The sequence below is a fragment of the Pseudarthrobacter sp. LT1 genome, from assembly GCF_035621795.1.
In the GTDB taxonomy this organism is placed as follows: Bacteria; Actinomycetota; Actinomycetes; order Actinomycetales; family Micrococcaceae; genus Arthrobacter.
Map to the genome: position 1 here is coordinate 1378724 of NZ_CP141830.1, position 22028 is coordinate 1400751.

Sequence of the window (22028 nt, forward strand, 5' to 3'; positions counted from 1 at the left end):
CCTAGCCGACCTGGGCCGGGAGGACCTGTCACGATCAGGCCGGAATGTCCCAGCTGATGTGCCGGCGGACGTCGGTGAGGTTCATGGACTGGGCCAGGAACAGGTCATCCAGCATGTACTCGTCCACGGCGATGATCCGGATCCAGTGGCCATAGCCTTCCGTCTCCGGTTCCAGCGACTGGCTGGACACACAGACGCCGGTCCCCACGTCTACGCGCAGCAGGGACCGGCCGGGCAGGCACAGGGGAGCGGCAGGATCAACGGGGCGGTAGGCGGCGTTGGGGACCACCACGGCTTCAAGGACTGTCCGCCCCTCGTGGTCGGAATACCGCACCTCCCGGATGTCCAGCGCGTTGCTGCCGGGAAACTCGATGGGCACGGGTGCATTGCCCGCGAGCTCCACGGGGTCCAGCGCAGCCGAGAAGCGGCCGTTGCCGAATCCGGGCTCGCCGTAGGCGGCCTCGGGGCGGCGGCGTACCAGTCCGGCGTCGTCATAGACGGGGGTGACCAGGTGCGGGGGGAGGAGCCAGGACTTGCGCGTGGCGCTCACATAGAAGACGTCCCGGGAATCGTTGATCCCCGTAGTGCTGTGCAGGACCAGGCGCTCGGGGCTCTCTAGCCGGAGCGCCCCCGGACGGCGCAGCCAGGCGCGGACGAACGGGGCGCCCGGGGCGGGGGCCGACGCAAAGGCCTGGTCCCAGTACTCAAACCGCATTGACTGCCACTTCCAAGGGGAGGAGCGGCAGAGGTTCCGGAACACGGCGGCCAGGTCCGCCGGGGAGGCAGGTGATTCCGGAACCGGGCTGCGCCGGGAGTCCCAGGTCGACATATCCACATTTTACGCGGGGGCGCTACGGCGGGAATGGGTGGATCCAGTAGCATCCGAGGGGTGATCGGACGACTCGGTGAACTTTGGCAGCACACCCCGCTTGCCTTCTGGCTGGTGCTGGCGGCCTGCCTCTACTTTGCGGTGATGGCGGTGCGGCTGACCATCATCGACGTCCGGCACCACCTTTTGCCCAACCGGATCGTCTTTCCGTCCTATGCGGTGGCCGGCGTGCTTCTTCTGGCGGCAGCCGCCGTTGCCTGGGCCAGCCCACTTTCGGCCGCCGGTGACACCACTGGGATCCTGTCGGCCCCTGCCCTCCGCGTGGTGGCCGGGGCCGGGATCCTGTGGCTGTTCTACTTCGTTCTCCGGTTTGTGTACCCGCCGGGCATGGGGTTCGGCGACGTCAAACTCGCAGGAGTGCTGGGCATGTACCTTGGCTATCTCAGCTGGGGACACCTGTTCGCGGGGACCTTCCTGGCCTTCCTGCTGGGCGGCCTGTGGTCCGTAGCCCTTCTTGCAGCCCGGCGGGGGACTTTGAAATCGTCCATCCCGTTCGGGCCGTTCATGCTCGCCGGGGCCGCAGCCGCCATGCTGCTTCCCGCCTGAGCGGCGGGGCGTCCGCTTGGTGATTGGATAGGCTGGCGCTATGCCTGCACCCGAATACGTCCTGAAGCTCCGCAAGAAGATCGGTAACGATCCCATCTGGGTTCCCGGTGTGCGGGGCGTGGTGGTGGATGACGCCGGCCGGATCCTGCTGGCCCAGCGGGCTGACAACGGCCAGTGGGCGCTGGTCAGCGGCATGCTGGACCCCGGCGAGCAGCCGGCCCGCGGGCTGATCCGTGAGATCTTCGAGGAAACGGCTGTGGTGGCCGAGGCAGAGCGCGTGGTGTCGGTTGGCGCTGTGGGGCCGGTCACGTATCCCAACGGTGACGTCTGCGAATTCCTGGACGTCGTGTTCCTGTGCCGCTACGTCTCCGGCGAAGCCAGGGTCAATGACGACGAATCCCTGGCTGTCGGCTGGTTTACCCTTGATGACCTTCCCGACCTGATGCCCGGGCACCTCACCAGCATCCGCCAGGCGCTGGCACCCTCCGCAGCCGTCCACTTCGAGCCCTAGAGGCTGCCGCGACGGCGGTCAGCGGCCCGGGGAAACCAGCTCGCCGTCGTCGTCCTTAACAAGGTCCCCGTTACGTCCGGCTTCCGCGTCCTCGGCGGCGGCGGCGGCGGGAAGCCCGGCGGCGAGCCGCTCTGCCTCCTCGCCGCCCACGGCCTCACCGCGGGCCACCATACCGGCGGTGTCGGACAACGGGATCTGCTTCAGCGTGAGGGCCAGCAGCAGCGCGACGGCGATGAAGGGGAGCAGGTACCAGAACACGGGCGCCAAGGAGTCGGCGTAGGCGTTCACGATGGCGTCGCGCAGCTGTTCGGGGAGCTGGTTCAGTGCCTGCGGATCCAGGGTCCGCGTGGACTGCCCGGCCTGCTCGGCGGAGGCGCCAGCGCCGGTGAACGCGCTGGTGAGGGCCTCGGACAACCGGGTGGTGAAGATCGAGCCGAACACGGCCACGCCCATGGCGGCCCCCACTTCGCGGAAGTAGTTGTTGGTGCTGGTGGCGGTGCCGATCTGGTCGGCCGGTACGGAGTTCTGGACCACCAGGACCACCACCTGCATGATCAGGCCCAGGCCGGCGCCGAAGACGAACAGCTGCAGGCAGATGACCCAGATGGGGGTGCTGGCGGCAAGGGTGGTCATCCAGAGCATGGCGGCCATGGTGAAGACGGCGCCCAGGATGGGGAACATCCTGTACTTGCCTGTTTTGGAGATCCGGATGCCGGAGTAGATGGAGGTGCCCATGAGGCCGGCCATCATGGGGAGCATGAGGAGCCCGGATTCTGCGGCGGACGTGCCGGAGGACATCTGCAGGAACGTGGGGACGAATGCGATGGCGGAGAACATGCCCAGGCCCAGGGTGAAGCCGATGGCCGTGGCGTTGATGAAGATCCGGTTCCGGAACAGGCTCAGCGGGATGATGGGGTCCTCGGCGCGCCGCTCAACCATGATGAAGGCGGCCGCGGACACGAGCAGGCCCATTCCAAAGGCCCAGGTGAGGGGCGAATCCCAGCCCTGGTCCTTCTTGCCGCCAAAGTCGGTGAAGAAGATCAGGCACGTGGTGGCGGCGGACAGCAGGACAACGCCCAGGACGTCGATCCGCTTTTCCGCCTTCTTGTTGGGCAGGGTCAGGGCGAACCAGGCGATGGCGAAGGCGGCCAGGCCAACCGGGATGTTGATGTAGAAGGCCCATTCCCAGGTGAGGTGGTCCACGAAGAAGCCGCCCAGCAGCGGGCCGGCCACGGCCGAGAGGCCGAAGATGGCACCGAGCGGACCCATGTACTTGCCGCGCTCCTTGGCGGGAACGATGTCGGCGATGATCGCCTGGGAGAGGATCATGAGCCCGCCGCCGCCCAGGCCCTGAACGGCGCGGAAGATGACGAATCCCCAGAAATCGGTGGCCAGGGCGCAGCCCACCGACGCGAGCGTGAAGAGCGCGATGGCCACCAGGAAGAGGTTGCGGCGGCCCAGGATGTCACCGAACTTGCCGTAGATCGGCATCACGATGGTGGTGGCCAGCAGGTAGGCGGTAGTGATCCAGGCCTGGTGCTCCACGCCGCCAAGCTTGCCCACGATGGTGGGCATGGCCGTGGAGACGATGGTCTGGTCCAGGCTTGACAGCAGCATTCCGGCGATCAGCGCGGAGAAGATGATCCAGATGCGTTTTTGCGTCAACAGCAGGGGCCCTGCCGGCGCCTTGGTGGTGGCGGTACTCATAATTGTCCTTCTGCTGCGGTGGTGTCAGGGGTGTTAAACGGTTGTGAAAACAGGACGCTGGCGGCGGAAATGTTCTCCAGCAGCAGGTCCGGGTAGCTGCGGGTGTTGCCGTCGGAGAAGTAGGCCATGCTGCTCTTGCGGGCGATCGTGCTGAGCAGCACCACGGCCATCTGCACCACCGGGTGGTCGGCGGACACTCTTTCACGCCGGGCGACGTCCCGGGCGAACTGGGCCTCGCGCTGCTCCGTGACGCCGATGATCCTGAGGATGAGCTGCGGTTCCTTGCGGACCACCCCGATGAGCTGCCGGGTGTCTTCTTCCGAGGCTGACATGCCTTCGGCTAATCGCAGGGAGAGTGTCACCAGGTCCCGAAAGAGCGTTGGGGAGATCTGTCCTGCCGGTGATCCGGCTCCGCCGGCAATGAAGTCCTCGATGATGTCGGACGGAATGTCGTCGTCCACGTGGCCGATGATGGCGTCTTCCTTGGTGGGGAAGTAGTTGAAGAAAGTCCGGCGGGAGATGCCCGCGGCCTCGCACACTTCCTCCACGGTATAGCCGGTGAGCCCGTGCTCGGCGGTCATGCTCCGCGCGGCAGCAGTGATGGCGCGCCGGGTTGCAGCCCGCTTGCGTTCACGCAGGCCGGGATCGGAAGTTGCACTGTTTGTCACAAAGTAAAGTTTTGCACTCTGTTGAATTGAGTGCAAATTGTGAGCTGGCCGGCAGGTTAAAGTTCGACGGCGGCCGGTCACCTTTCATTCAAAAGGTGACCGGCCTCCGTCGGACGCTTGGGCCCTGTCTGGCTTGTTAGGCCTTGTGGGCCGGAGCCGTCATGGTGGTGACGTCCAGGGCCTTGTCGAGATCAGCCTCGGAGACCTTGCCGTCACCCTCGCCGACGAAGCCGAGCTTCTCGGTGGCCTGGCGGATGGTCAGGCCCTCCTTGACGGCGGTCTTGGCGATCTTGGCCGCGTTCTCGTACCCGATGTACTTGTTCAGCGGGGTGACGATGGACGGGGAAGCCTCGGCCAGGAAGCGGGCGCGCTCCACGTTGGCGGTGATGCCGTCGATCATTTTGTCCGCCATGACGCGGCTGGTGTTGGCCAGCAGGCGGATGGACTCCAGCAGGTTGGCGGCCATGACCGGGATACCGACGTTCAGTTCGAAGGCGCCGTTGGTGCCGGACCAGGCGATGGCGGTGTCGTTGCCGATGACCTGTGCGGCCACCATGATGGAGGCCTCGCAGATAACAGGGTTGACCTTGCCGGGCATGATGGAGGAGCCGGGCTGCAGGTCCGGAATGGCGATCTCGCCCAGGCCCGTGTTGGGGCCGGAGCCCATCCAGCGGAGGTCGTTGTTGATCTTCATGAACGAGATGGCGATGTTGCGCAGCTGGCTGGACGCTTCGATCAGGCCGTCGCGGTTTGCCTGGGCCTCGAAGTGGTCGCGGGCCTCGGTCAGCGGCAGGCCGGTATCGGTGGCCAGCAGCTCGATGACGCGTTCGGGGAAGCCTGCGGGGGTGTTGATGCCGGTGCCCACGGCGGTGCCGCCAAGGGGAACCTCAGCTACGCGGGGGAGTGAGGCATTGATGCGCTCGATGCCGTAGCGGACCTGTGCGGCGTAGCCGCCGAACTCCTGGCCCAGGGTGACCGGGGTGGCGTCCATGAGGTGGGTGCGGCCGGACTTTACGACGTCCTTGAACTCAACGGCCTTGCGCTCCAGCGACTCTGCCAGGTAGCCCAGGGCGGGGATGAGGTCGTTGATCAGGGCGGACGTGGCAGCGACGTGCACGGACGTGGGGAACACGTCGTTCGAGGACTGCGAGGCGTTGACGTGGTCGTTGGGGTGGACCACCTTGTCGCTGCCTGCAGCCTTCAGCGCACGCGTGGCCAGCTCTGCGAGGACCTCGTTGGTGTTCATGTTCGAGGACGTGCCGGAGCCGGTCTGGAAAACGTCGATCGGGAAGTCGCCGTCGTACTTGCCGGCAGCCACCTCATCGGCAGCGTCTGCAATCGCTTTGGCCAGCTCGCCGTCGAGCACGCCCAGTTCTGCGTTGGCCTGGGCGGCAGCCTTCTTGACCCGGGCAAGCGCTTCGATGTGGGTGCGCTCCAGGGTCTTGCCGGAGATGGGGAAATTCTCTACTGCCCGCTGCGTCTGCGCGCGGTACAGTGCGTTCACGGGGACGCGGACTTCGCCCATCGTGTCATGTTCAATACGGAACTCTTCAGTGGAAGTCATGGGGCTAGCTTATGGCTCCCGGCCGCCCCATCGAAAACCGTTAAGGGAGCATTGCCGGCGGCCCGGCGGGCCGCCGGCGTGGGGTTCCTAGAGCTCGCCGATTCCGGAAACAAGGTCGGCGCGGCCCTCTGCCAGGCGGTAGGAGAGGCCGATGACCGCAGTGCGGCCGTTTTCAATTGCGTCCGAAATCACACGCGAACTGTCCGCAAGGCGATGGGACATCTGCTTGACGTTCTCCACCACCATGTCATTGACCTCGGGCTGGTTGTTCCGCAGGGACGTCAGGACGGAAGGCGTAATGCGTTCCACGAGGTCGCGGATGAAGCCTGCGGGCATTTCACCCGTCTCCACAGCGTCCCTGGTGGCGGTCACTGCGCCGCAGCTGTCATGCCCGAGCACAACGATCAGCGGCACCCCCAGCACCGCAACGCTGTATTCGAGCGAGCCCAGGACGGCGTCGTCAATCACTTGTCCGGCGGTGCGGACCACGAAGACGTCGCCGAGGCCGACGTCGAAGATAATTTCGGCAGCGAGCCGGGAGTCGGAGCAGCCAAAAATCACGGCGAACGGATTTTGCGTATCCACCAGCGATGAGCGCCGCGAAGCGTTCTGGTTGGGATGGGAGGACTCGCCGTTTACGAAACGTTCGTTGCCTTCGCGCAGGCGGCGCCAGGCCAGTGCAGGGGTCAGGTTAGTCGTCACGGCCCCACTTTACGGGGTGGGACCCGCCGACGGTGAAACCGTGACGGCCGGGTTGCTCTCCAGGGAGTTCACGACGGCGGCCGCGAGGGTTGCGAACTCGTCCAGTTGCGCTGCACCGGAGAGGACAACGGTGCTGCCGCGGTAGTTCAGGACCATCGACTTTTCGCCCTTGCCGGTGTCACGCAGTTCCCATTCCCGGCCACCGGCATTCCGCGAGCCGGTAACGGGGGCGTTTTTGGTCTGCTGGAGCAGCCAGGTGGGGTTGGCCTGCGTGGTCTGCACCAAGGCGATGAAGGACGTCTTGGGGGTCACGTAGCCAACCTCCCAGGTAGGCACGCCGCTGCCCGTCCCTGCTTCCCACCGGGCGTAATTTGCCCGGAAGGCGTTGCCGGTGTCCGGCGCAACGGGTGTGAATCCCGCCACATCTGCCGCGTTCCGGGCCACCGACGCCACGTCGATGTCCGGGCGGTACCCCTCGCTTTTGGGCTGCGGATTCATGAGAACAACGGGCAGGAACGCCGCGATGCTGAGCACCAGGGCAATGATCATGCCAATCACCGAAGCATTGGCGCGCTTGGCCGCGGCCGCCGGAATGACGGGCTTCACCGGGGTATCGGCGCTGCTGTCCGCGGCGCCGGGACGGCCATCGGGCTGTGCCGGGCCGGAGCTGGGACTGGTGGCTTCCTGCATGTCATTCACCCCTCTATAGTCGCCCATCCCGGAGCCGGAGTTCCATTCGGGCCGGTTCGCGGGCCCCTGCCGGCGGCAAGGCACATTTCGGGGTTGCGTCACGGGCCACCCCCAGCGCGGCGCCGCGACTATGATCGGTAACAGAGGAATCACCGTTCTGCTGCACCGGCGGGCGGGTTCAATGATCGCCACTCGAAGAAGAGGTTCACGTGTCACCAGCGTCCATGACCCAGAAGTACTCCACGATTTCGCCGTCCCTTGCGGTGGGCCACGACGAGCCGGACCGCAACCTTGCCCTTGAACTTGTCCGCGTCACCGAAGCCGCGGCCATCGCCGGCGGCCACTGGGTTGGCTTCGGTGACAAGAACACCGCCGACGGCGCCGCCGTCGACGCCATGCGTTCTTTCCTGCAGACCGTCCACTTCAACGGCGTTGTGGTCATCGGCGAGGGCGAGAAGGACGAAGCGCCCATGCTGTTCAACGGTGAGCGCGTTGGCGACGGCACCGGCCCCGAGGTGGACGTCGCCGTCGACCCGATCGACGGAACCCGCCTGACCGCCCTTGGCATCAACAACGCACTGGCCGTCCTGGCTGTTGCCGAGCGTGGCTCCATGTTCGATCCCTCTGCCGTGTTCTACATGGAAAAGCTCGTCACCGGCCCCGAAGCCGCAGACATGGTGGACCTGCGCCTGCCGGTCAAGCAGAACCTGCACCTGATCGCCAAGGCCAAGGGCGTGAAGGTCAACCAGCTCAACGTCATGATCCTCGACCGCGACCGCCACCGCCCGCTGGTGGAGGAGATCCGCGAAGCTGGTGCCCGCACCAAATTCATCATGGACGGCGACGTCGCCGGCGCCATTGCCGCGGCCCGCTCCGGCACCGGCGTGGACGCGCTCATGGGCATCGGCGGCACCCCCGAGGGCATCGTGGCGGCCTGTGCCATCAAGTCCCTTGGCGGCGTCATCCAGGGCCGCCTGTGGCCCACCAGCGACGAAGAGAAGCAGAAGGCCATCGACGCCGGGCACGATCTCGAACGGGTGCTCTCCACCAACGACCTCGTCTCCAGCGATAACTGCTACTTCGCCGCCACCGGCATCACGGACGGCGACCTGCTCAAGGGCGTGCGCTACTCCAAGGACAAGGTCCTCACCCAGTCCATCGTGATGCGTTCCAAGTCCGGAACCATCCGTTTCGTGGAGGGCGAGCACCAGGCCAGCAAGTGGGAAGGCTACGCCCGCAAGAACTGACCGCCAGGTCCTGCTGACTGCGAAGCCCCCGGTGCGCCACACGCGCGCCGGGGGTTTTGGCGTTAAGGCCTTGGTATAGGGTTTAAGCCATGATTCCTGCTGTTGTTCCCTGTACTGACCGCGCCCTCTGGGACGAGCACGTTGACCGGTTCCAGGGGCATCCGCAACAGCTGTGGGGCTGGGGCGAGACCAAGGCGGCGCACGGCTGGTCCGTTGACCGGGTCCTGGTCAAGGCCGGGGACGAAACCATCGGCTGCGCCCAGCTCCTGGTCCGCCGGCTTCCCGTCCCCTTCCGTGCCCTGGTCTACATTCCCCGGGGACCCATGTGCTCAGTGGAGAACGCGCAGTTGGTCCTGAACCGGCTGGCCGAGCACGCCGCCCTCCGCCACCGGGGCGTGGCCCTCAGCATCGAACCGGACTGGGACCGGGATTCCGCATTTGCCGGTGCCGTGGCCGCCGCGGGCTTCCGGGAATCCACCAACACCGTCCTCATCCCGCGCACGCTCATCCTGGACCTCAGCCGCTCCGACGACGAGCTGATGGCCGAGATGTCCAAGTCCACGCGGGCAAACATCCGCAAGGCCATGCGCAGCGACGTTGAATTCCGGAAGGTCAAAAACGATTCCGAGCTGGACCAGGTGCTGGCCATCTACCACCAGACCGCGGAGCGGGCAGGATTCGGCATCCACGAGGACCAGTACTACCGGGACATCTTCCGGAACCTCGGTGACTCCTCGCCGATCATCGCCGCGTTCGATGGCGAGCAGATGCTTGCCTTCACCTGGCTTTCGCGCAGCGGCGCCACCGCCTTCGAGCTCTACGGCGGTGTCTCCGCCGAAGGCCAGAAGCAGAGGGTGAACTACGGCGTGAAGTGGGCGGCGCTGCAGGCCATGCGGGAAGACGGCTGCAGCCGCTACGACTTCAACGGCCTCCTGAACGACGGCATTTCCGATTTCAAGAAGCAGTTCGCCAGGCACGAAAACATGCTCATGGGAACGTGGGAACGGCCGTTGTCGCCGTTCTACCCCGCCTACTCGAAGGCCATGCCGCTCGCCCGCAAGGGCCTCCAGCAGGCGCGCCGGCTGCTGAAAGGCGCAGCCGGGCAGGTCCGCCCATTGGTCCGGAAGCTGCGTCCGGGCAGCTAGCTGCGGCAACCAACCCGGTCAACGCCAAAGGGCGGCGACGGCACCAGCCCGGGTGCCGTCGCCGCCCTTTGCTGTTGCGGCTGCCGGAAGTGCTAGAGGCCGGTGGTCACGGCGAAGGCCAGTGCCGGCCCGGTGCTGCCGGCCACCCGGTGGACGTTGACCGGGGCCTCGGCCGCGGCGATGAACGCGCTGCCGCCCTGTGCGAGTTCCAGGTCGCCCTTGGGGGAGTCGAGGTAGACGGCGCCGGCCACCACAATGACCACTGCCGCGCCTGCCTGCGCCAGCGGGACCGGAGCAGCGTCCGGCCCCAGTTCGATGCGCTGCAGCTGGAACTCCCCGAAGGGGGGACGGAACAGTTCCTGGTCCATCACCGTCTTTTCCGCGCCGAGCATCGGAACAGCCACAGGGTGGAAATCGATGGTGTTCAGGAGTTCCGGGACGTCCACGAATTTGGGCGTCAGGCCGCCCCGCAGGACGTTGTCCGAGGACGCCATGACCTCCACGCCCAGCCCGTGGAGGTAGGCGTGCACGTTGCCTGCGGGAAGGTAGACCGCCTCACCGGGCTTCAGGGAGATCCGGTTCAGCAGCAGTGAGATCAGCACGCCGGGATCGCCGGGATACTTTTCGTTGAGGCTGATGACAGTGCCCAGCTCGGCCTGGTAGGGCTCAAGCGGTGCCCCGGACAGGAGGGCTGCCACCACCAGGGCGGTGTCCTCTGCCACGCCCTGGCCGCCGGCGATCAGCCGTTCAAAGGCCTGGCGCAGTCCTGCGCTTTCATCCGGGGCGGCAAGATCGTCGATCAGGGCCTGGACCAGCTCCGGGGACTGGCTGCCCGCGGGGAAGGCATCCGCAACGTGCTGCAGGATCTTCCGGGTCTCGGCCACCGGCCGGAATCCGCACAATGCCTCGAACGGCGTGAGCGCGAAGATCATCTCGGGCTTGTGGTTGTCATCCTTGTAGTTCCGGTTCGGGGCATGGGCATCCAGTCCGGCTGCGTTTTCCCGCGCGAATCCTTCCCGGGCCTGGTCCAGGCTCGGGTGGACCTGGAGGGAGAGCGGCTGCGCGGCCGCAAGGATCTTGGCCAGGAACGGCAGCCGGGGGCCAAAGGCCGCCACGGATTCCGCGCCCAGGAAATGTTCCGGGTCGGAGGAGATCAGGGAGTCCAGCGGGCTCCGGGTCCCGTCCTCCGGCAGGTGCGCCACCGACGGCGAGTCAGGGTGCGCGCCGATCCACAGTTCGGCCTCGGGGCGCCCCGACTCGGGACGCCCCAGCAGCGAGGCGATCGCCGTCGTCGAACCCCAGGCGTAGTCCCGCAGGACGTTGTCAATCTCGTACAAAACCGTTCCGTTCCTTGATGGTTGGGAGCTGATGGGTGGGCCCTAGAGCGGGGCGCACTGACCGTTGGTGGCCACGAGTTGGCGGATGGCCTCTTCGTTGCCCTCCAGCTTGAGCTGGGTCAGCATCTCTTCGGTGATCGGCTCGCCGTCGGGTGTGGTGGTCACCGGCGTGAAGTCCGACGGCGAGGGCTGCCGGACAGCGCTGCCCGCGGCGGGCAGGGTGGCGGGGACAGCCCCGGCCGCCTGGACGTGTCCGGCGCCTGCCTGCGGAACTGCCGTGCCGTCGTCGGGAATTCCTGCCGACTGTGCACCCTTGGCGGATGCCGATGCCAGCAGCTGGTCCACCCGTTCGTGGATCTGGTCGAAATCGGGGTTCGTGGAGAACGATGCATCGAAGTCCGGCGGCCCGATGGTCAGCCGTTTGACGTCCTTGCCCCGCGCCTTGATGGCGAGGTCCAGGAAGCTGCCCAACTGGGCGGAAGAGATGTTTGACTCCACCACCTTTGTTCCCGCGCCGGCGATGTCCTCGAACTTGGACAGCAGGGTGGCGGGGTCAAGCTGTTTCAGCATTGCCTGCTGCACGCACTGCTGGCGCTGGATGCGGGAGTAGTCGTCCACGTACTCGCGCGACCGCCCGTACCAGAGGGCCTGCGCGCCGTTGAGCGTCTGGTCCCCGGCCGGAATCCACCCGAGGGGCATCCCGTGGGTCTTGGTGGCCTCGTCGAAATAGCCGCTCATGGGAACCCAGCCGCCGGCCTTGATCCGGATGCCGCCCATGGCGTCGATCAGGGTGGAGAACCCCTCCATGTCAACGAGTACGTAAGCCTGGATCTTCATGCCCAGCGTTCCGGAAACGGCTTCCATGGTTGCCTGCGCCCCGGGGTCCGCCACGCCGGGATAGAGGTCCGCGTGCTCGTTGGTGACCTCGGTGTTGATGGCGTTGATCAGGCACTCGTCGCCGCAGTCGTAGCCGTCGGGGTAGAGGGCCCGCATGGGGGAGCCTTCGCTGAACTGCGCGTTCTGGAAGTTCCTGGGCACGGAAATTATGGCGGTCTGGCCCGTTTGGGCGTCCACGCTCAGGATGGACAGGCTGTCAGGCCGGCGGCCCGTGCGGTCATCGCCGGCGTCGCCGCCCATCATGAGGAAGTTGTACCGACCGTCCACCGGCTCGATGGCGGGACCGGACGAGAAGATGTTGCCGATGGCGTTGCGGCCTACGTTCAGCAGGTAGGCGGCATACCCCATGGAGCCGCTGCCCAGAACCAGCGCCACCACCAGGGCAATGCCGACGGCGGGGCGGGCCCGCGGTGCCAGCAGGACAGGGCGGATGAGGCGCAGGGTATTCAGGAACAGCAAAGCCCAGCCGAGGGCCAGTGCCGACATCACCACCACCAGCAGCAGCGAGGTGACCGGGTTGGTGGCGATGCTGATGACCAGGCTCCGGTTGACCAGCAAGAGCACCACTGCCAGCAGCAGGAGTGCCCACACGCAGAGCGTTACCCGCAGGGCTGTCCGTCCCAGCTTCCTGTCGCCTGCCACGAGCTGGGCGCTGCCCGGTACCAGGAGGGTCAGCAGGACCAGGACGAAGGCACGCTTGGTCCGGACCGCGGGAGAAGCGCTGACCGGATAGCGGACCGGGTCCGTCAGTGACGGACCGGAGCCGGTATTGAGAACGCTGCTGCTGCTGGCCATGCCCGGCGCCCTAACGGCTGCCCCGAAGGGCGCTGGAGCCGCCGGGGAAGACTTCGCTGACTTTTTGCCGCAGGTTCGCGCCCTTGCGGGCGGCGACGGCGTTCAGGTCCGCAGCGAAGTCGAGGAGATCGGAGCGCAGGGACGCGGCAAGTTCATCGGTGCCGGACGCCAGCATCCGCACGGCCAGGAGCCCTGCGTTGCGGGCACCGGCGATGGAAACCGTGGCCACGGGCACGCCTGCCGGCATCTGGACGATGGAGAGCAGGGAGTCCATCCCGTCAAGGGTTTTCAGGGGAACAGGAACCCCGATCACTGGCAGAGGCGTGACGCTGGCAAGCATGCCTGGCAGGTGGGCCGCGCCGCCGGCGCCGGCGATGATGACGCGCAGCCCGCGCTCGTGCGCGGTTTGGCCGTACCGGATCATCTCGGTGGGCATCCGGTGGGCGGAGACGACGTCGGCTTCAAAGGGGATGCCGAATTCGGCCAGGGCGTCCGCCGCAGCCTCCATGACCGGCCAGTCAGAATCGGAGCCCATGACCAGGCCCACCAGGGGGCCCGCGGCGGAACCGGCGGCGGGGGTGGCTTCGGCGCTCATGCGTTCTCCTCGAAAATTGCGGAAGGTTCTTCGGTGGTAACCCGCCCGTCGCGGATGATGCCCGCCACGGCCGTGGCCCGGCGGCGGACGGAGTCCACCTCCGTCGTCGAACTGCCCATCAGGTTGACGTGGCCGATCTTGCGCCCGGGCCGCACCGACTTGCCGTAGCAGTGCACCTTGGCAGCAGGTTCGGTGGCCAGCGCCATGGGGTAGGCGGAGTACAGATCCTGGTTGTCTCCGCCCAGGAAGTTTTTCATCACGGTCACGGGTGCCAGCGCGTCGGTGGCACCCAACGGCAGGTTCAGGACTGCGCGGAGGTGCTGTTCGAACTGGCTGGTGATGGAACCGTCCTGGGTCCAGTGGCCGGTGTTGTGCGGCCGCATGGCCAGTTCATTGATCAGGAAGCCAGCCCCTGTGCCCGGGGTTTCGAACAGTTCCACGGCAAGGACGCCGGTGACGTCAAGCTCGGCGGCGATGCGCAATGCTGCGTCCTCAGCTGCGGCAGCAACCTCCAGCGGGATGTCCAGCGCGGGTGCGATCACCTCGTCGCAGACGCCGTCCACCTGGATGGTGTGGACCACGGGCCAGGCGCGGGCCTCGCCGTCGGGGGTGCGGGCCACGAGCGCGGAGAGTTCGCGGGTGAACTCGACCTTCGCCTCGGCCAGCAGGGGACTCATGGCGGCAAACCAGTCAGCGGCTTCCGCGGCCTCTTCGGCTGAAGCGACGATCCGCACACCCTTGCCGTCGTAGCCGCCCCGGGGGGTTTTCAGTACTACGGGCCAGCCTGTTTCGTCCCCGAAGCGGACCAGCGCGTCAACGTCCGCCACGGACGCCCACGCGGGATTGGGCAGTTCCAGCCGGTCGATGGCGGCACGCATGACCAGCTTGTCCTGGGCATGGACCAGGGCATCCGGTCCGGGCTGGACGTTAACTCCGGCATCCTGCAGGGCGCGGAGGTGGTCCGTCGGTACGTGCTCGTGGTCGAACGTCATCACATCCAGGCCTTCTGCGAAGTCCAGGAGTGTTTGCAGGTCCTTGTAATCGCCCACCGGTGTGGCAGGGACGGCCGACACTGCCGAAACGTCCTCACCTTCAGCGAGGACACGCAGTTCAAAGCCGAGTGCTGTAGCGGCAGGGGCCATCATTCGCGCGAGCTGGCCGCCGCCAACCACGCCTATCACTGGAAAAGTCACATCTGCCAGCCTACCGAAGACGGGCCCGATCCCGCTTTTACGGCCCGGCGGGGGAACGGTATTTTCCATGGGCGGGACATAGGTCACCTGCTTCTGCCGGGCGGCTCAAAGCTTTGGGGGCTAAAATGGACCTTTGGCCGAGTGGCCCACAGTTCGTCGCGGCCATGGAGGGTCATGTTTAGTGCACTTGCAGATCGTATCCGGGGGCTCGCCTCACTCTTCTGGCGCGAGGTGGCCAAGTTCGGTGCGGTGGGCGGTGTGGCGTTCGTCATTGACAACGGCCTGACCTATTACCTGATGCACGGCCCCATGTCGGACAGCGAGGCGAAGGCACGATTTGTGGGCGCGACCGTTGCCACGGTCTTCTCGTGGGTGGCAAACCGCTTCTGGACCTTCCGGCACCGCCGCCAGGCCAACGTGCTCCGCGAGTTCATCATGTTCGTTATCATCAACGGCATTGGCATCGGCATCTCCACCGGGTTTACGGCGCTGGCCAAGTACTGGATGGGAATTGACGACAAGAACCTGCTGTTCCTTGCGGGCGTGGCCGGCATCCTGGTCGCCACGGTTGTCCGCTTCTTCGCGTACCGGTTCCTGGTCTTCAACCAGGAACTGGACCAGGAGCCGGAATTCTCCCACGACCACGAAATCATCGAAGCCCACCCGCACCGCGAGCCCGCACGCGCGGCGGAGCGTCCGGCGCCTACTTCCGCCGACGGCGGCCCGCAGGCCTAGCGCTCACCAGCTGCTAGCTGCCGTGGATGCGTTCGTCCGCGCGCAGCTTGTCGGTGAGGGCCACATCGGGATGGGTCAGCACCACCGAACCGTCGCGCTGCCAGGCTCCCAGCGCACTGGACAACGCTGATTCGAGTCCCCGGTCTGCGGGGATATGAACCCTGGCGCCGTCCTCATGCTGCAGGGCAAAACCGGTCAACAAGTCCCGGTGGGGGACGGTATGCCCGTCGGCGGTCCGGAGGGCGCAGCCTGCCGGATCCGGATCGGTGTGCGGCATGAACACGTCCCCGTGGGAACGCACTTCGGCCGCGTAGTCGATCCAACCCGCGGGAAGACCGCCGGCCCACCGCATGGCGAGGGCGGGGAGCGCCACGGCGATGACAGCGCCATGCTGCCCAGTGGCCGCAGTGGGATCGTCCGTGGCGAGGAAGTCGGCCGGGCCGCCGTCGAATACTGTTTCCAGGCCAAGCTGCCAGCCGGCCAGCGCCCACACCATGGCTTTCCAGTGCGCCGGAAGGGCAAGCCGCAGCCGCATGCCCGGCTCCGCGTCCAGTTCGTCCTGGAGCAGGTTGCTGGTCTTTGCCACCCAGTTGTCCAGGACCCGTCCGGACAATTCCACCCGCTCCGAGTCTGGGCCGTACCACGTGAGGCGTGGGGCCGTGGAGTTGCCCGAGCGAAGGGTGCCCATCAGGTCGATTGCGGGGGTTGTCGTCATGGTTTCATCCTGCCACTCCGGTTTGCCCCGGTCATCCGGCGGCAGCGGCGTTTCCCTCGCACGCAACAGGAAGTGATGTTAATCACTATCGTTGCTAAGTGTGCTTGCTATTTCGGCGAAGACCGGGTATTTTCCCCGCCAGCCCTGCGTTTTGGAGGGGTTTCAGGCCCCTAACGCCACGCTGCCGTCCCCGCCACGCCCGGGGCCGGAGAAAATCCCGGGCGTGGCGTACGCAAACTTCTGAACCGGGACTGTCTATTATCCCGGCAGCGGCTTGACTAGCCCTAGTTACACACGTGTAATTAGGTAACTAAAGCAATTGCGTAAATACCGGCACACAACCGAGTGTCCACGTATCCAGGCAGTGGCTGAAACATCAGGAGGGTCGCCGTGGGGCAAGCAGAGCGTATCCAGGAAGATGCCGTCGTGGCCGGTCAGGCAACGGCAAAGTACCGTGCGCGGGGGGTGCCCAGCGATTGGTACGTGGATCCCGCCGATCCTGATGCTGCGGAGCGGTACAACAGGAATTCCACCAGCGTCCTCGAAGACCAGGCTACGGCGTTCCTTGCAGCGCATGAAGCCCTCCTGGACGGCGGCGCGGAGCCGGAAGACGACCTCGATCCGCCCATGGAAATTGCTGCCGCCGGGACGGCCCAGCCGGTCTGGATCGGGCTGCCGCTCCAGCAGGACTTCGACGACGAAGGTGAACTGGGCTGGCAGACGGACGCTCTGTGCGCACAGACGGATCCGGAGGCCTTCTTCCCCGAAAAGGGCGGCTCCACCCGCGATGCCAAGAAGGTTTGCGGCGCCTGCAACGTGAGGTCCCAGTGCCTTGAGTACGCGTTGGCCAATGACGAACGGTTCGGTATCTGGGGAGGCCTTTCCGAGCGTGAGCGCCGGCGGCTAAGGAAGCGAGCAATCTAATTCTTCAGGATGTCCATGTCACTGCCGTTGTGGTTGCCCACAACGGCAGTGCCTATCTGCCCAGAACCCTTTCAGCCCTGGCGGCCCAAACCCGCCCGGCTGACCGTGCCGTTGGCGTCGACACCGGCTCCGGCGACGATTCCTGCAGCCTCCTCAGGGAGGCCCTGGGCGACGCCGCCGTTCTCAGCCAACCCCGGGGCAAAGGCGGCATGGGTGCCGCCGTCTCCGCCGCGCTTTCAGCGCTGGTGCCCTTCGACGGAAACGCCGACGGTGGCCGGACAGAGTGGATCTGGCTGCTGCACGACGACGCCGCGCCCGCGCCGGAAGCCCTCGCGGAACTTTTGGGCGCTGTGGAGCGCGCACCCTCGGTGACTGTTGCCGGCTGCAAGCAACTGGACTGGCATTCGCCGCGGAAGCTGATGGACGTGGGCCTTTCCACCAGCAGGTGGGCCGAGCGGCTTACGCTCATCGACGCCGATGAGATGGACCAGGGCCAATACGACGGACGCACCGATACCTTCGCCGTGAATTCCGCCGGCATGCTGGTGCGCCGCGACGTCTGGGAACACCTGGGCGGTTTCGATCCCGCCCTCCCCGGCAGCGGCGACGACGTCGACTTCTGCTGGCGGAACCGCCTGGCGGGACACCGCGTGGTGGTGGTGCCCGCGGCCAGGATGTTTCATGTGGCGCACCGGCCGCACGCCCTGGGCAACCCATCCGCAGCCCGCAAGGCGCAGGTCCACCTGCGCCTGAAGCACAGCCCGCTGTGGATGGTTCCCATCCATGGCCTCGGCGCATTGCTTGGCAGCCTCTTCAAGCTGGTCCTGAGCATCGTGGTCAAAGACCCCGGCCACGGCATCTCCCAACTTCTTGCCACGTCCGCCGCCCTGGGGCGGCCCAGGGCCGTGGCCAAGGCCCGCCGGGCAGCCAAACGTACGCGCCGCATCCGCCGCTCCGTCATCCGCAAGCTCCAGACCCCGCGCCGTGAGGTGTGGAGCCACCGCCGGTCCTTGATGGAGGCGCTGGGATCCGACGGGTCAGGCGCCGACCACCTCGTGCAGGATCCGCTCGCGCACCAGCCCACCGGCGACGCCGCGGACGACTTTGCCGCCCTCGCCACCAGCAAACGCGGCTGGGTGGGCAACGGCGCCCTGGCAGCCGTCATCATCGCATCGGTGGCCTCGCTGCTGGCGCTGGCAGGACTGTTCCGGGCCCAGGCTGTAACCGGCGGCGCCCTGATCCCCGTGTCCGCGGGGCTGGGGGACATCTGGCACAACGCCTCCAGCTGGTGGATCAGCCTGGGTGCGGGCCTTCCCGGCCGAGGCGATCCCTTCGACTATGTCCTGTGGGTCATCGGCCTCTCCGGCGGAGGCGATGCCAACGCCGCCATGGCCTGGCTGCTTCTGCTCGGTGCCCCGCTGTCCGGACTCACCGCGTGGTTCGCCGCCGGCGGGGTGACCGAACGCCGCCGGCTCCGTTTCGCGGCCGCAATCTTCTGGGCTGCCGCACCGGCGCTCCAGGCCGCGCTGAACCAGGGGCGGGCAGGGGCGTTGATCGCGCACATCATGCTGCCGCTGGTCGTCCTGGGCCTGCTGCGCGCAACGGGCTCGGCCGTTGGACACGGACGGTTCAGCACCACCGCGGCGTCCATCTACCCGGCTGGTGAGCAACTCCCGGCCAAGGCGGGCATCAACGGAGTCCCGTCGTGGACAGCGGCCGCAGCTGCCGGCCTGGCGCTGGCGGTCACCACCGCGTCGGCGCCCTCCCTGCTCATCCCCGCCACCGTGGTCGTCGTGCTGTGCGGCCTCCTGCTGGGATGGCGCGGACGGACAGTGTGGTGGGCGCTGCTGCCCAGCGCAGCCCTGTTTGTCCCCTTTGCACTTTCCACACTCGACAGGCCGCGTGCACTCCTGGCCGACCCGGGACTCCCACTGGGATTCGACGCCGCTCCGCTGTGGCAGCAAATCCTGGGCCAGCCCTTGTCATTCGACCCCGCCGGCGGCCTCCAGGGATTGGCGGCCTTCACGGGCGGGACAGCGCCCTGGGCCCTGCTGCTGGCCGTGCTCATCGCAGGACCGGTGTTGATCCTTGCCATTGTGGGACTCTTCAGCGCCGGACGCCGCGCCCGGACTGCCAGATGGTTCTGGACCGGTTCCATCATTGCTCTGGCCGGTGGTTGGCTGGCAGGCCACGTTGCAACCGGCCTCAGCGCGGATGTCATGGTGACGCCATTCCCCGGACCCGCAGTGTCCGCCGCGTCCTTTGCCCTCCTTGCAGCCGCCCTCCTCGGTGCCGAACAACTGCTGTCCGCAGCCGACCGGGCTTCCGGTGACGGCGCGAAGACCGGGACGGCGGCCCGCACCGTCCTGGCGCTCGGCCTGGTGGTACTGCTGGCCGGGCCACTGGCAGGCATGGCCGCCTGGTCCGCGCAGAACCTGCTGCGTCCGGCCACCGCTGCCGCACCCGCACCCCAGGCTGTCCCACCCGCTTCATCCGCTGCGGCGTCCGGGAACGGGGGAGCGCTGGGTGCTGCGCGGCTGGTGCAGGCCGCGACCGGACGCTCCCTTCCCGCCACCGCCGTAGACCGCGGAACCGGTCCGGAACAGACGCGCACCCTCCTGCTCAGCACCGGAGACGACGGCACCTTCAGCGCGTCGTTGATGCGCGGGTCCGGCACAACGCTGGACAGCCTCTCCGCCATCGCCTCCGCCCGAAACATCATCGGTGCCCCCGGTGCTGAAGAAGTGCGCGACGACGACGACGTCACCGCAGCCGTCCGACGCGTTGTAGCCACCATGGTTGCGGGGCAGGGCGTGGATCCCCGTTCCGACCTCGAACAGCTCGGCGTTGGCTTCGTGGTGCTCCGCTCCGCGGATACCGCCGCCCAGCTGACCGCAAGCCGGATGGACGCAGTCCCCGGCCTGGTGGCCGTGGGGCAGACCTACGTCGGCTGGCTGTGGCGGATCAGCCCGCTGAACCAGCGGAGCCTCCAGGCCGCCGACGTGGCGCACCGTGTCCGTATTGTTGACGCCGGCGGTTCGGCCACAGCGTTGGTCGCTTCCGGCACCGACGACGTCGACGCAGCTGTCCCTGGGGGACCGGAAGGCCGCCTGGCAGTACTTGCCGAGCGGGCGGATCCCGGGTGGAGTGCCTGGCTCGACGGGCGGAAGCTGACCTCCACCACCTCCGGCTGGGCACAGGCCTTCACCCTCCCCGCAACCGCCGGCCAGCTGACGGTCCGCTACGAGAACCCGTGGTCGTTCTGGGCTGCTGCCGGCCAAATCGTGGTGATTGGGCTCACCGTCATCCTCGCAATCCCCATGCCCGCCCGGCGGCCGCGGACCGGCCTCTCACGGGACGAGGGCTCCCTGCGTAAGGAACACCAACATGCATGAGCACACCCCACCGGCTGCCAAGGCGGGGGCCGGCGCCGGAGCGCCGGACGCTGCCGAGGCGCCGCTGCCCGCCCAACAGCCGGCACCGGCGGGGAAACCCGCTTCCGCCGGAGAGCCTGCCGTAGCGGAAACCGGAGCCGGCCGCGGCCGGAAGACGTCCGGCAGCGGCTCCACTCGGATGCCTGGCGGGAAGGGCCGTGCCGCTTCCGTCGCTGGAGTGGCGGCAGGCGTCCTGATTCTTGCCGGCGGCGGAGCTGTAGTGGCCGCCGGATCGTTGATGCCCGAGCCTGCCTCCAGCCGGACGGTCCTGGCTGCCGAAGCCGCTGTTCCCGCGGGGGCGAGCCTCGGCGTGTGCCCGGGTCCTGCGCGGCTGCTGGAGGGCACCGAGGCCGGCACCGATGCCCAGTTCCGGCCCGAGTCGGCCACTGCGGCAACCCGGGTCAGTGCGGCAGTGCTCAGCGCCGGAGGTGTGCTGCCGGGGAGCCGGCTGGCGCACCTGGATGGGACGGCCGCCGTCGACATCGCCAAGGACCCGGGTCCGGCGCCCACGCCCGGGGCCCCCCAGGAGCTCCGTGCCGGAGTGGTGGCGGACCGCACCGTGGACCAGGTGAACGTCCTGAGCGCCAACGCCGTGGCAAACCAAAATGCGTCCGCCGCGGGCGCCATGAAATACACGGCCACCGACGGCGACCTGCAGGGCAGTGCTGCGGCCACCTGCGTGCAACCCTCGAACGACCAATGGCTGGCGGGTGCCAGCACCACGGTTGGCCGCACCTCCATCCTCGCGCTGACCAACGCCTCCAGCACACCAGCCACGGTGAGCCTTGAACTGTTTGGCTCGGGCGGCCAAATCCAGGCGCCCGGCAGCCGGGGGCTGCTGGTGGCCCCCGGCACCACACGCAGCGTAGTCCTCGCCGGCCTCGCACCCAACGAGTCCCAGCTCAGCGTGCACGTCCGCAGCGCCGGTGGACCGGTTGCAGCCTCGATCCAGCAAAGCTTCCTTCGCGGCCTTACCCCGGGCGGGGTGGACTACATCAGCCCCGGGACTGCCCCTGCGGTCCGTCAGGTGATGACAGGAGTGGACATCCAGGACCCAGCCGGACTCGCTGCCCTGACGGCACAGCCAGGGTACCGTGACGCCGGGCCGGCCCTCGAACTGACCGTTCCCGGCGCCTCCGATGCTGTGGTGGAAATCAAGCTGTACGGACGGGACGGCCAGCACGCGCTTCCCTCCGGCGGCGTCATCACCGCAAAAGCCGGTTCAACCACCGAGGTGTCGCTGGCCGGGGTACCCGCCGGGCAGTACACGGTAGCCGCCTCATCCGACGTCTCCTTCCTCGCCGCGGCACGGATGAGCCGCGGGTTCCAGACGGGACAAGCCTCGGATGTGGCGTGGGCGGCATCGGCCGTGCGGCTCGGCAGCCAGCACGTGGTTCCAGTCCCCAAGGGCGGCCAGCGCCAACTGGTGTTCGGGGTCCTGGATACCAGGGCCACCATTACCTATGCCCCCATCACGGCTGACGGAAAGGTGCGTGCCGCGGCCTCCGCAGACATAGCGGGCGGCACCACGGCCTCCATCAGCATTCCTGCCCAGGCCGAGGGCGCGGACGTGGTGGGCTATGTGGTCTCCGCCTCCGGTGACGCCGCCTATGGAGCGGTGCTCGTGGGGCAGGACGGCCGCAACGATGTTTCCTCCCTGGCCTTCCTGGCTGCTGCTGCGGGCCAGGAAACGGTGCCGGTCACGCTGGGCTACTAAGGCGGCCCCCGCTACTA

The 22028-nt window shown here is 67.3% G+C and carries 19 protein-coding genes; 8 read left to right on the forward strand and 11 right to left on the reverse strand.

Translation table 11 applies throughout. From position 1 onward, the window contains the following. Positions 1-34: 34 nt before the first annotated feature. On the reverse strand, positions 35-829 hold the full coding sequence (locus tag VIK36_RS06595) for a hypothetical protein (RefSeq protein ID WP_159632532.1): 795 nt from the start codon (positions 827-829) through the stop codon (positions 35-37). Positions 830-889: 60 nt separating this feature from the next. Here VIK36_RS06595 and VIK36_RS06600 point away from each other — a divergent pair, with 60 nt between their 5' ends. After that, complete coding sequence (locus VIK36_RS06600; protein WP_224025452.1) at positions 890-1435, forward strand: prepilin peptidase; 546 nt, start codon at positions 890-892, stop codon at positions 1433-1435. A 40-nt stretch (positions 1436-1475) separates the two neighbouring features. After that, positions 1476-1946, forward strand: coding sequence for an NUDIX hydrolase (locus VIK36_RS06605; protein ID WP_159632530.1), 471 nt, complete (start codon positions 1476-1478; stop codon positions 1944-1946). 18 nt (positions 1947-1964) lie between these two features. Here VIK36_RS06605 and VIK36_RS06610 read toward each other — a convergent pair whose 3' ends face one another. The 5 genes from VIK36_RS06610 to VIK36_RS06630 all read right to left on the reverse strand — a co-directional run bounded on the left by VIK36_RS06610 (position 1965) and on the right by VIK36_RS06630 (position 7277). Then, entirely contained in the window at positions 1965-3653 is a 1689-nt protein-coding gene (locus VIK36_RS06610) for an MDR family MFS transporter (protein WP_159632529.1), read from the reverse strand. Then, positions 3650-4321 carry a TetR/AcrR family transcriptional regulator gene (locus VIK36_RS06615; protein WP_324644569.1) on the reverse strand — a complete coding sequence of 224 codons (672 nt, stop codon included), beginning with the start codon at positions 4319-4321 and terminating at the stop codon, positions 3650-3652. Before VIK36_RS06615 ends, VIK36_RS06610 begins: the two co-directional genes overlap by 4 nt. Before the next feature lie 136 nt (positions 4322-4457). Beyond that, positions 4458-5885 (reverse strand): class II fumarate hydratase, encoded by a 1428-nt coding sequence (locus tag VIK36_RS06620; protein WP_159632527.1) that lies wholly within the window; start codon positions 5883-5885, stop codon positions 4458-4460. Between the two features lie 87 nt (positions 5886-5972). After that, the gene (locus tag VIK36_RS06625) at positions 5973-6587 is read right to left on the reverse strand and encodes a carbonic anhydrase (RefSeq protein ID WP_255174874.1); all 615 of its coding nucleotides are present in this window, start codon (positions 6585-6587) and stop codon (positions 5973-5975) included. 9 nt (positions 6588-6596) lie between these two features. Continuing rightward, a complete protein-coding gene (locus tag VIK36_RS06630; RefSeq protein ID WP_255175548.1) occupies positions 6597-7277 on the reverse strand; it encodes a DUF4245 domain-containing protein in 681 nt (226 codons plus the stop codon). A gap of 224 nt (positions 7278-7501) precedes the next feature. Between VIK36_RS06630 and glpX the strand changes: the two genes are divergently transcribed. Both glpX and VIK36_RS06640 read left to right on the forward strand, forming a co-directional pair. Further along, positions 7502-8524 carry a class II fructose-bisphosphatase gene (gene glpX / locus VIK36_RS06635; protein ID WP_200830737.1) on the forward strand — a complete coding sequence of 341 codons (1023 nt, stop codon included), beginning with the start codon at positions 7502-7504 and terminating at the stop codon, positions 8522-8524. A gap of 89 nt (positions 8525-8613) precedes the next feature. Continuing rightward, positions 8614-9669 (forward strand): lipid II:glycine glycyltransferase FemX, encoded by a 1056-nt coding sequence (locus VIK36_RS06640; protein ID WP_324644570.1) that lies wholly within the window; start codon positions 8614-8616, stop codon positions 9667-9669. A gap of 92 nt (positions 9670-9761) precedes the next feature. On the opposite strand, the gene manA is transcribed toward VIK36_RS06640, so the two are convergent. Genes manA through VIK36_RS06660 form a run of 4 tightly spaced genes read right to left on the reverse strand, consistent with a single transcriptional unit; the run spans position 9762 to position 14486 of the window. Next, a complete protein-coding gene (gene manA / locus VIK36_RS06645; RefSeq protein ID WP_324644571.1) occupies positions 9762-11006 on the reverse strand; it encodes a mannose-6-phosphate isomerase, class I in 1245 nt (414 codons plus the stop codon). A 42-nt stretch (positions 11007-11048) separates the two neighbouring features. After that, on the reverse strand, positions 11049-12698 hold the full coding sequence (locus VIK36_RS06650) for an LCP family protein (protein ID WP_255174877.1): 1650 nt from the start codon (positions 12696-12698) through the stop codon (positions 11049-11051). A 10-nt stretch (positions 12699-12708) separates the two neighbouring features. Continuing rightward, the gene (gene purE / locus VIK36_RS06655; protein WP_324644572.1) at positions 12709-13293 is read right to left on the reverse strand and encodes a 5-(carboxyamino)imidazole ribonucleotide mutase; all 585 of its coding nucleotides are present in this window, start codon (positions 13291-13293) and stop codon (positions 12709-12711) included. After that, complete coding sequence (locus VIK36_RS06660; protein ID WP_224025459.1) at positions 13290-14486, reverse strand: 5-(carboxyamino)imidazole ribonucleotide synthase; 1197 nt, start codon at positions 14484-14486, stop codon at positions 13290-13292. The genes purE and VIK36_RS06660 overlap by 4 nt, the downstream gene beginning before the upstream one ends. A gap of 174 nt (positions 14487-14660) precedes the next feature. On the opposite strand from VIK36_RS06660, the gene VIK36_RS06665 reads away from it, so the two are divergent. Then, positions 14661-15221, forward strand: coding sequence for a GtrA family protein (locus VIK36_RS06665; RefSeq protein ID WP_159632519.1), 561 nt, complete (start codon positions 14661-14663; stop codon positions 15219-15221). A gap of 13 nt (positions 15222-15234) precedes the next feature. On the opposite strand, the gene VIK36_RS06670 is transcribed toward VIK36_RS06665, so the two are convergent. After that, the gene (locus tag VIK36_RS06670; protein WP_255174878.1) at positions 15235-15936 is read right to left on the reverse strand and encodes a TIGR03089 family protein; all 702 of its coding nucleotides are present in this window, start codon (positions 15934-15936) and stop codon (positions 15235-15237) included. Positions 15937-16326: 390 nt separating this feature from the next. On the opposite strand from VIK36_RS06670, the gene VIK36_RS06675 reads away from it, so the two are divergent. From VIK36_RS06675 to VIK36_RS06685, 3 genes are read left to right on the forward strand one after another with little or no spacing between them, the layout of a single operon-like run. After that, positions 16327-16860, forward strand: coding sequence for a WhiB family transcriptional regulator (locus VIK36_RS06675; protein ID WP_159632517.1), 534 nt, complete (start codon positions 16327-16329; stop codon positions 16858-16860). A gap of 29 nt (positions 16861-16889) precedes the next feature. Next, positions 16890-20255, forward strand: a complete 3366-nt coding sequence (locus VIK36_RS06680) for a glycosyltransferase family 2 protein (protein WP_420716253.1) — start codon at positions 16890-16892, stop codon at positions 20253-20255. Continuing rightward, positions 20248-22011: a DUF5719 family protein gene (locus tag VIK36_RS06685; protein ID WP_324644573.1), complete on the forward strand. Its 1764-nt coding sequence runs from the start codon at positions 20248-20250 to the stop codon at positions 22009-22011. Before VIK36_RS06680 ends, VIK36_RS06685 begins: the two co-directional genes overlap by 8 nt. Positions 22012-22028 lie beyond the last annotated feature (17 nt).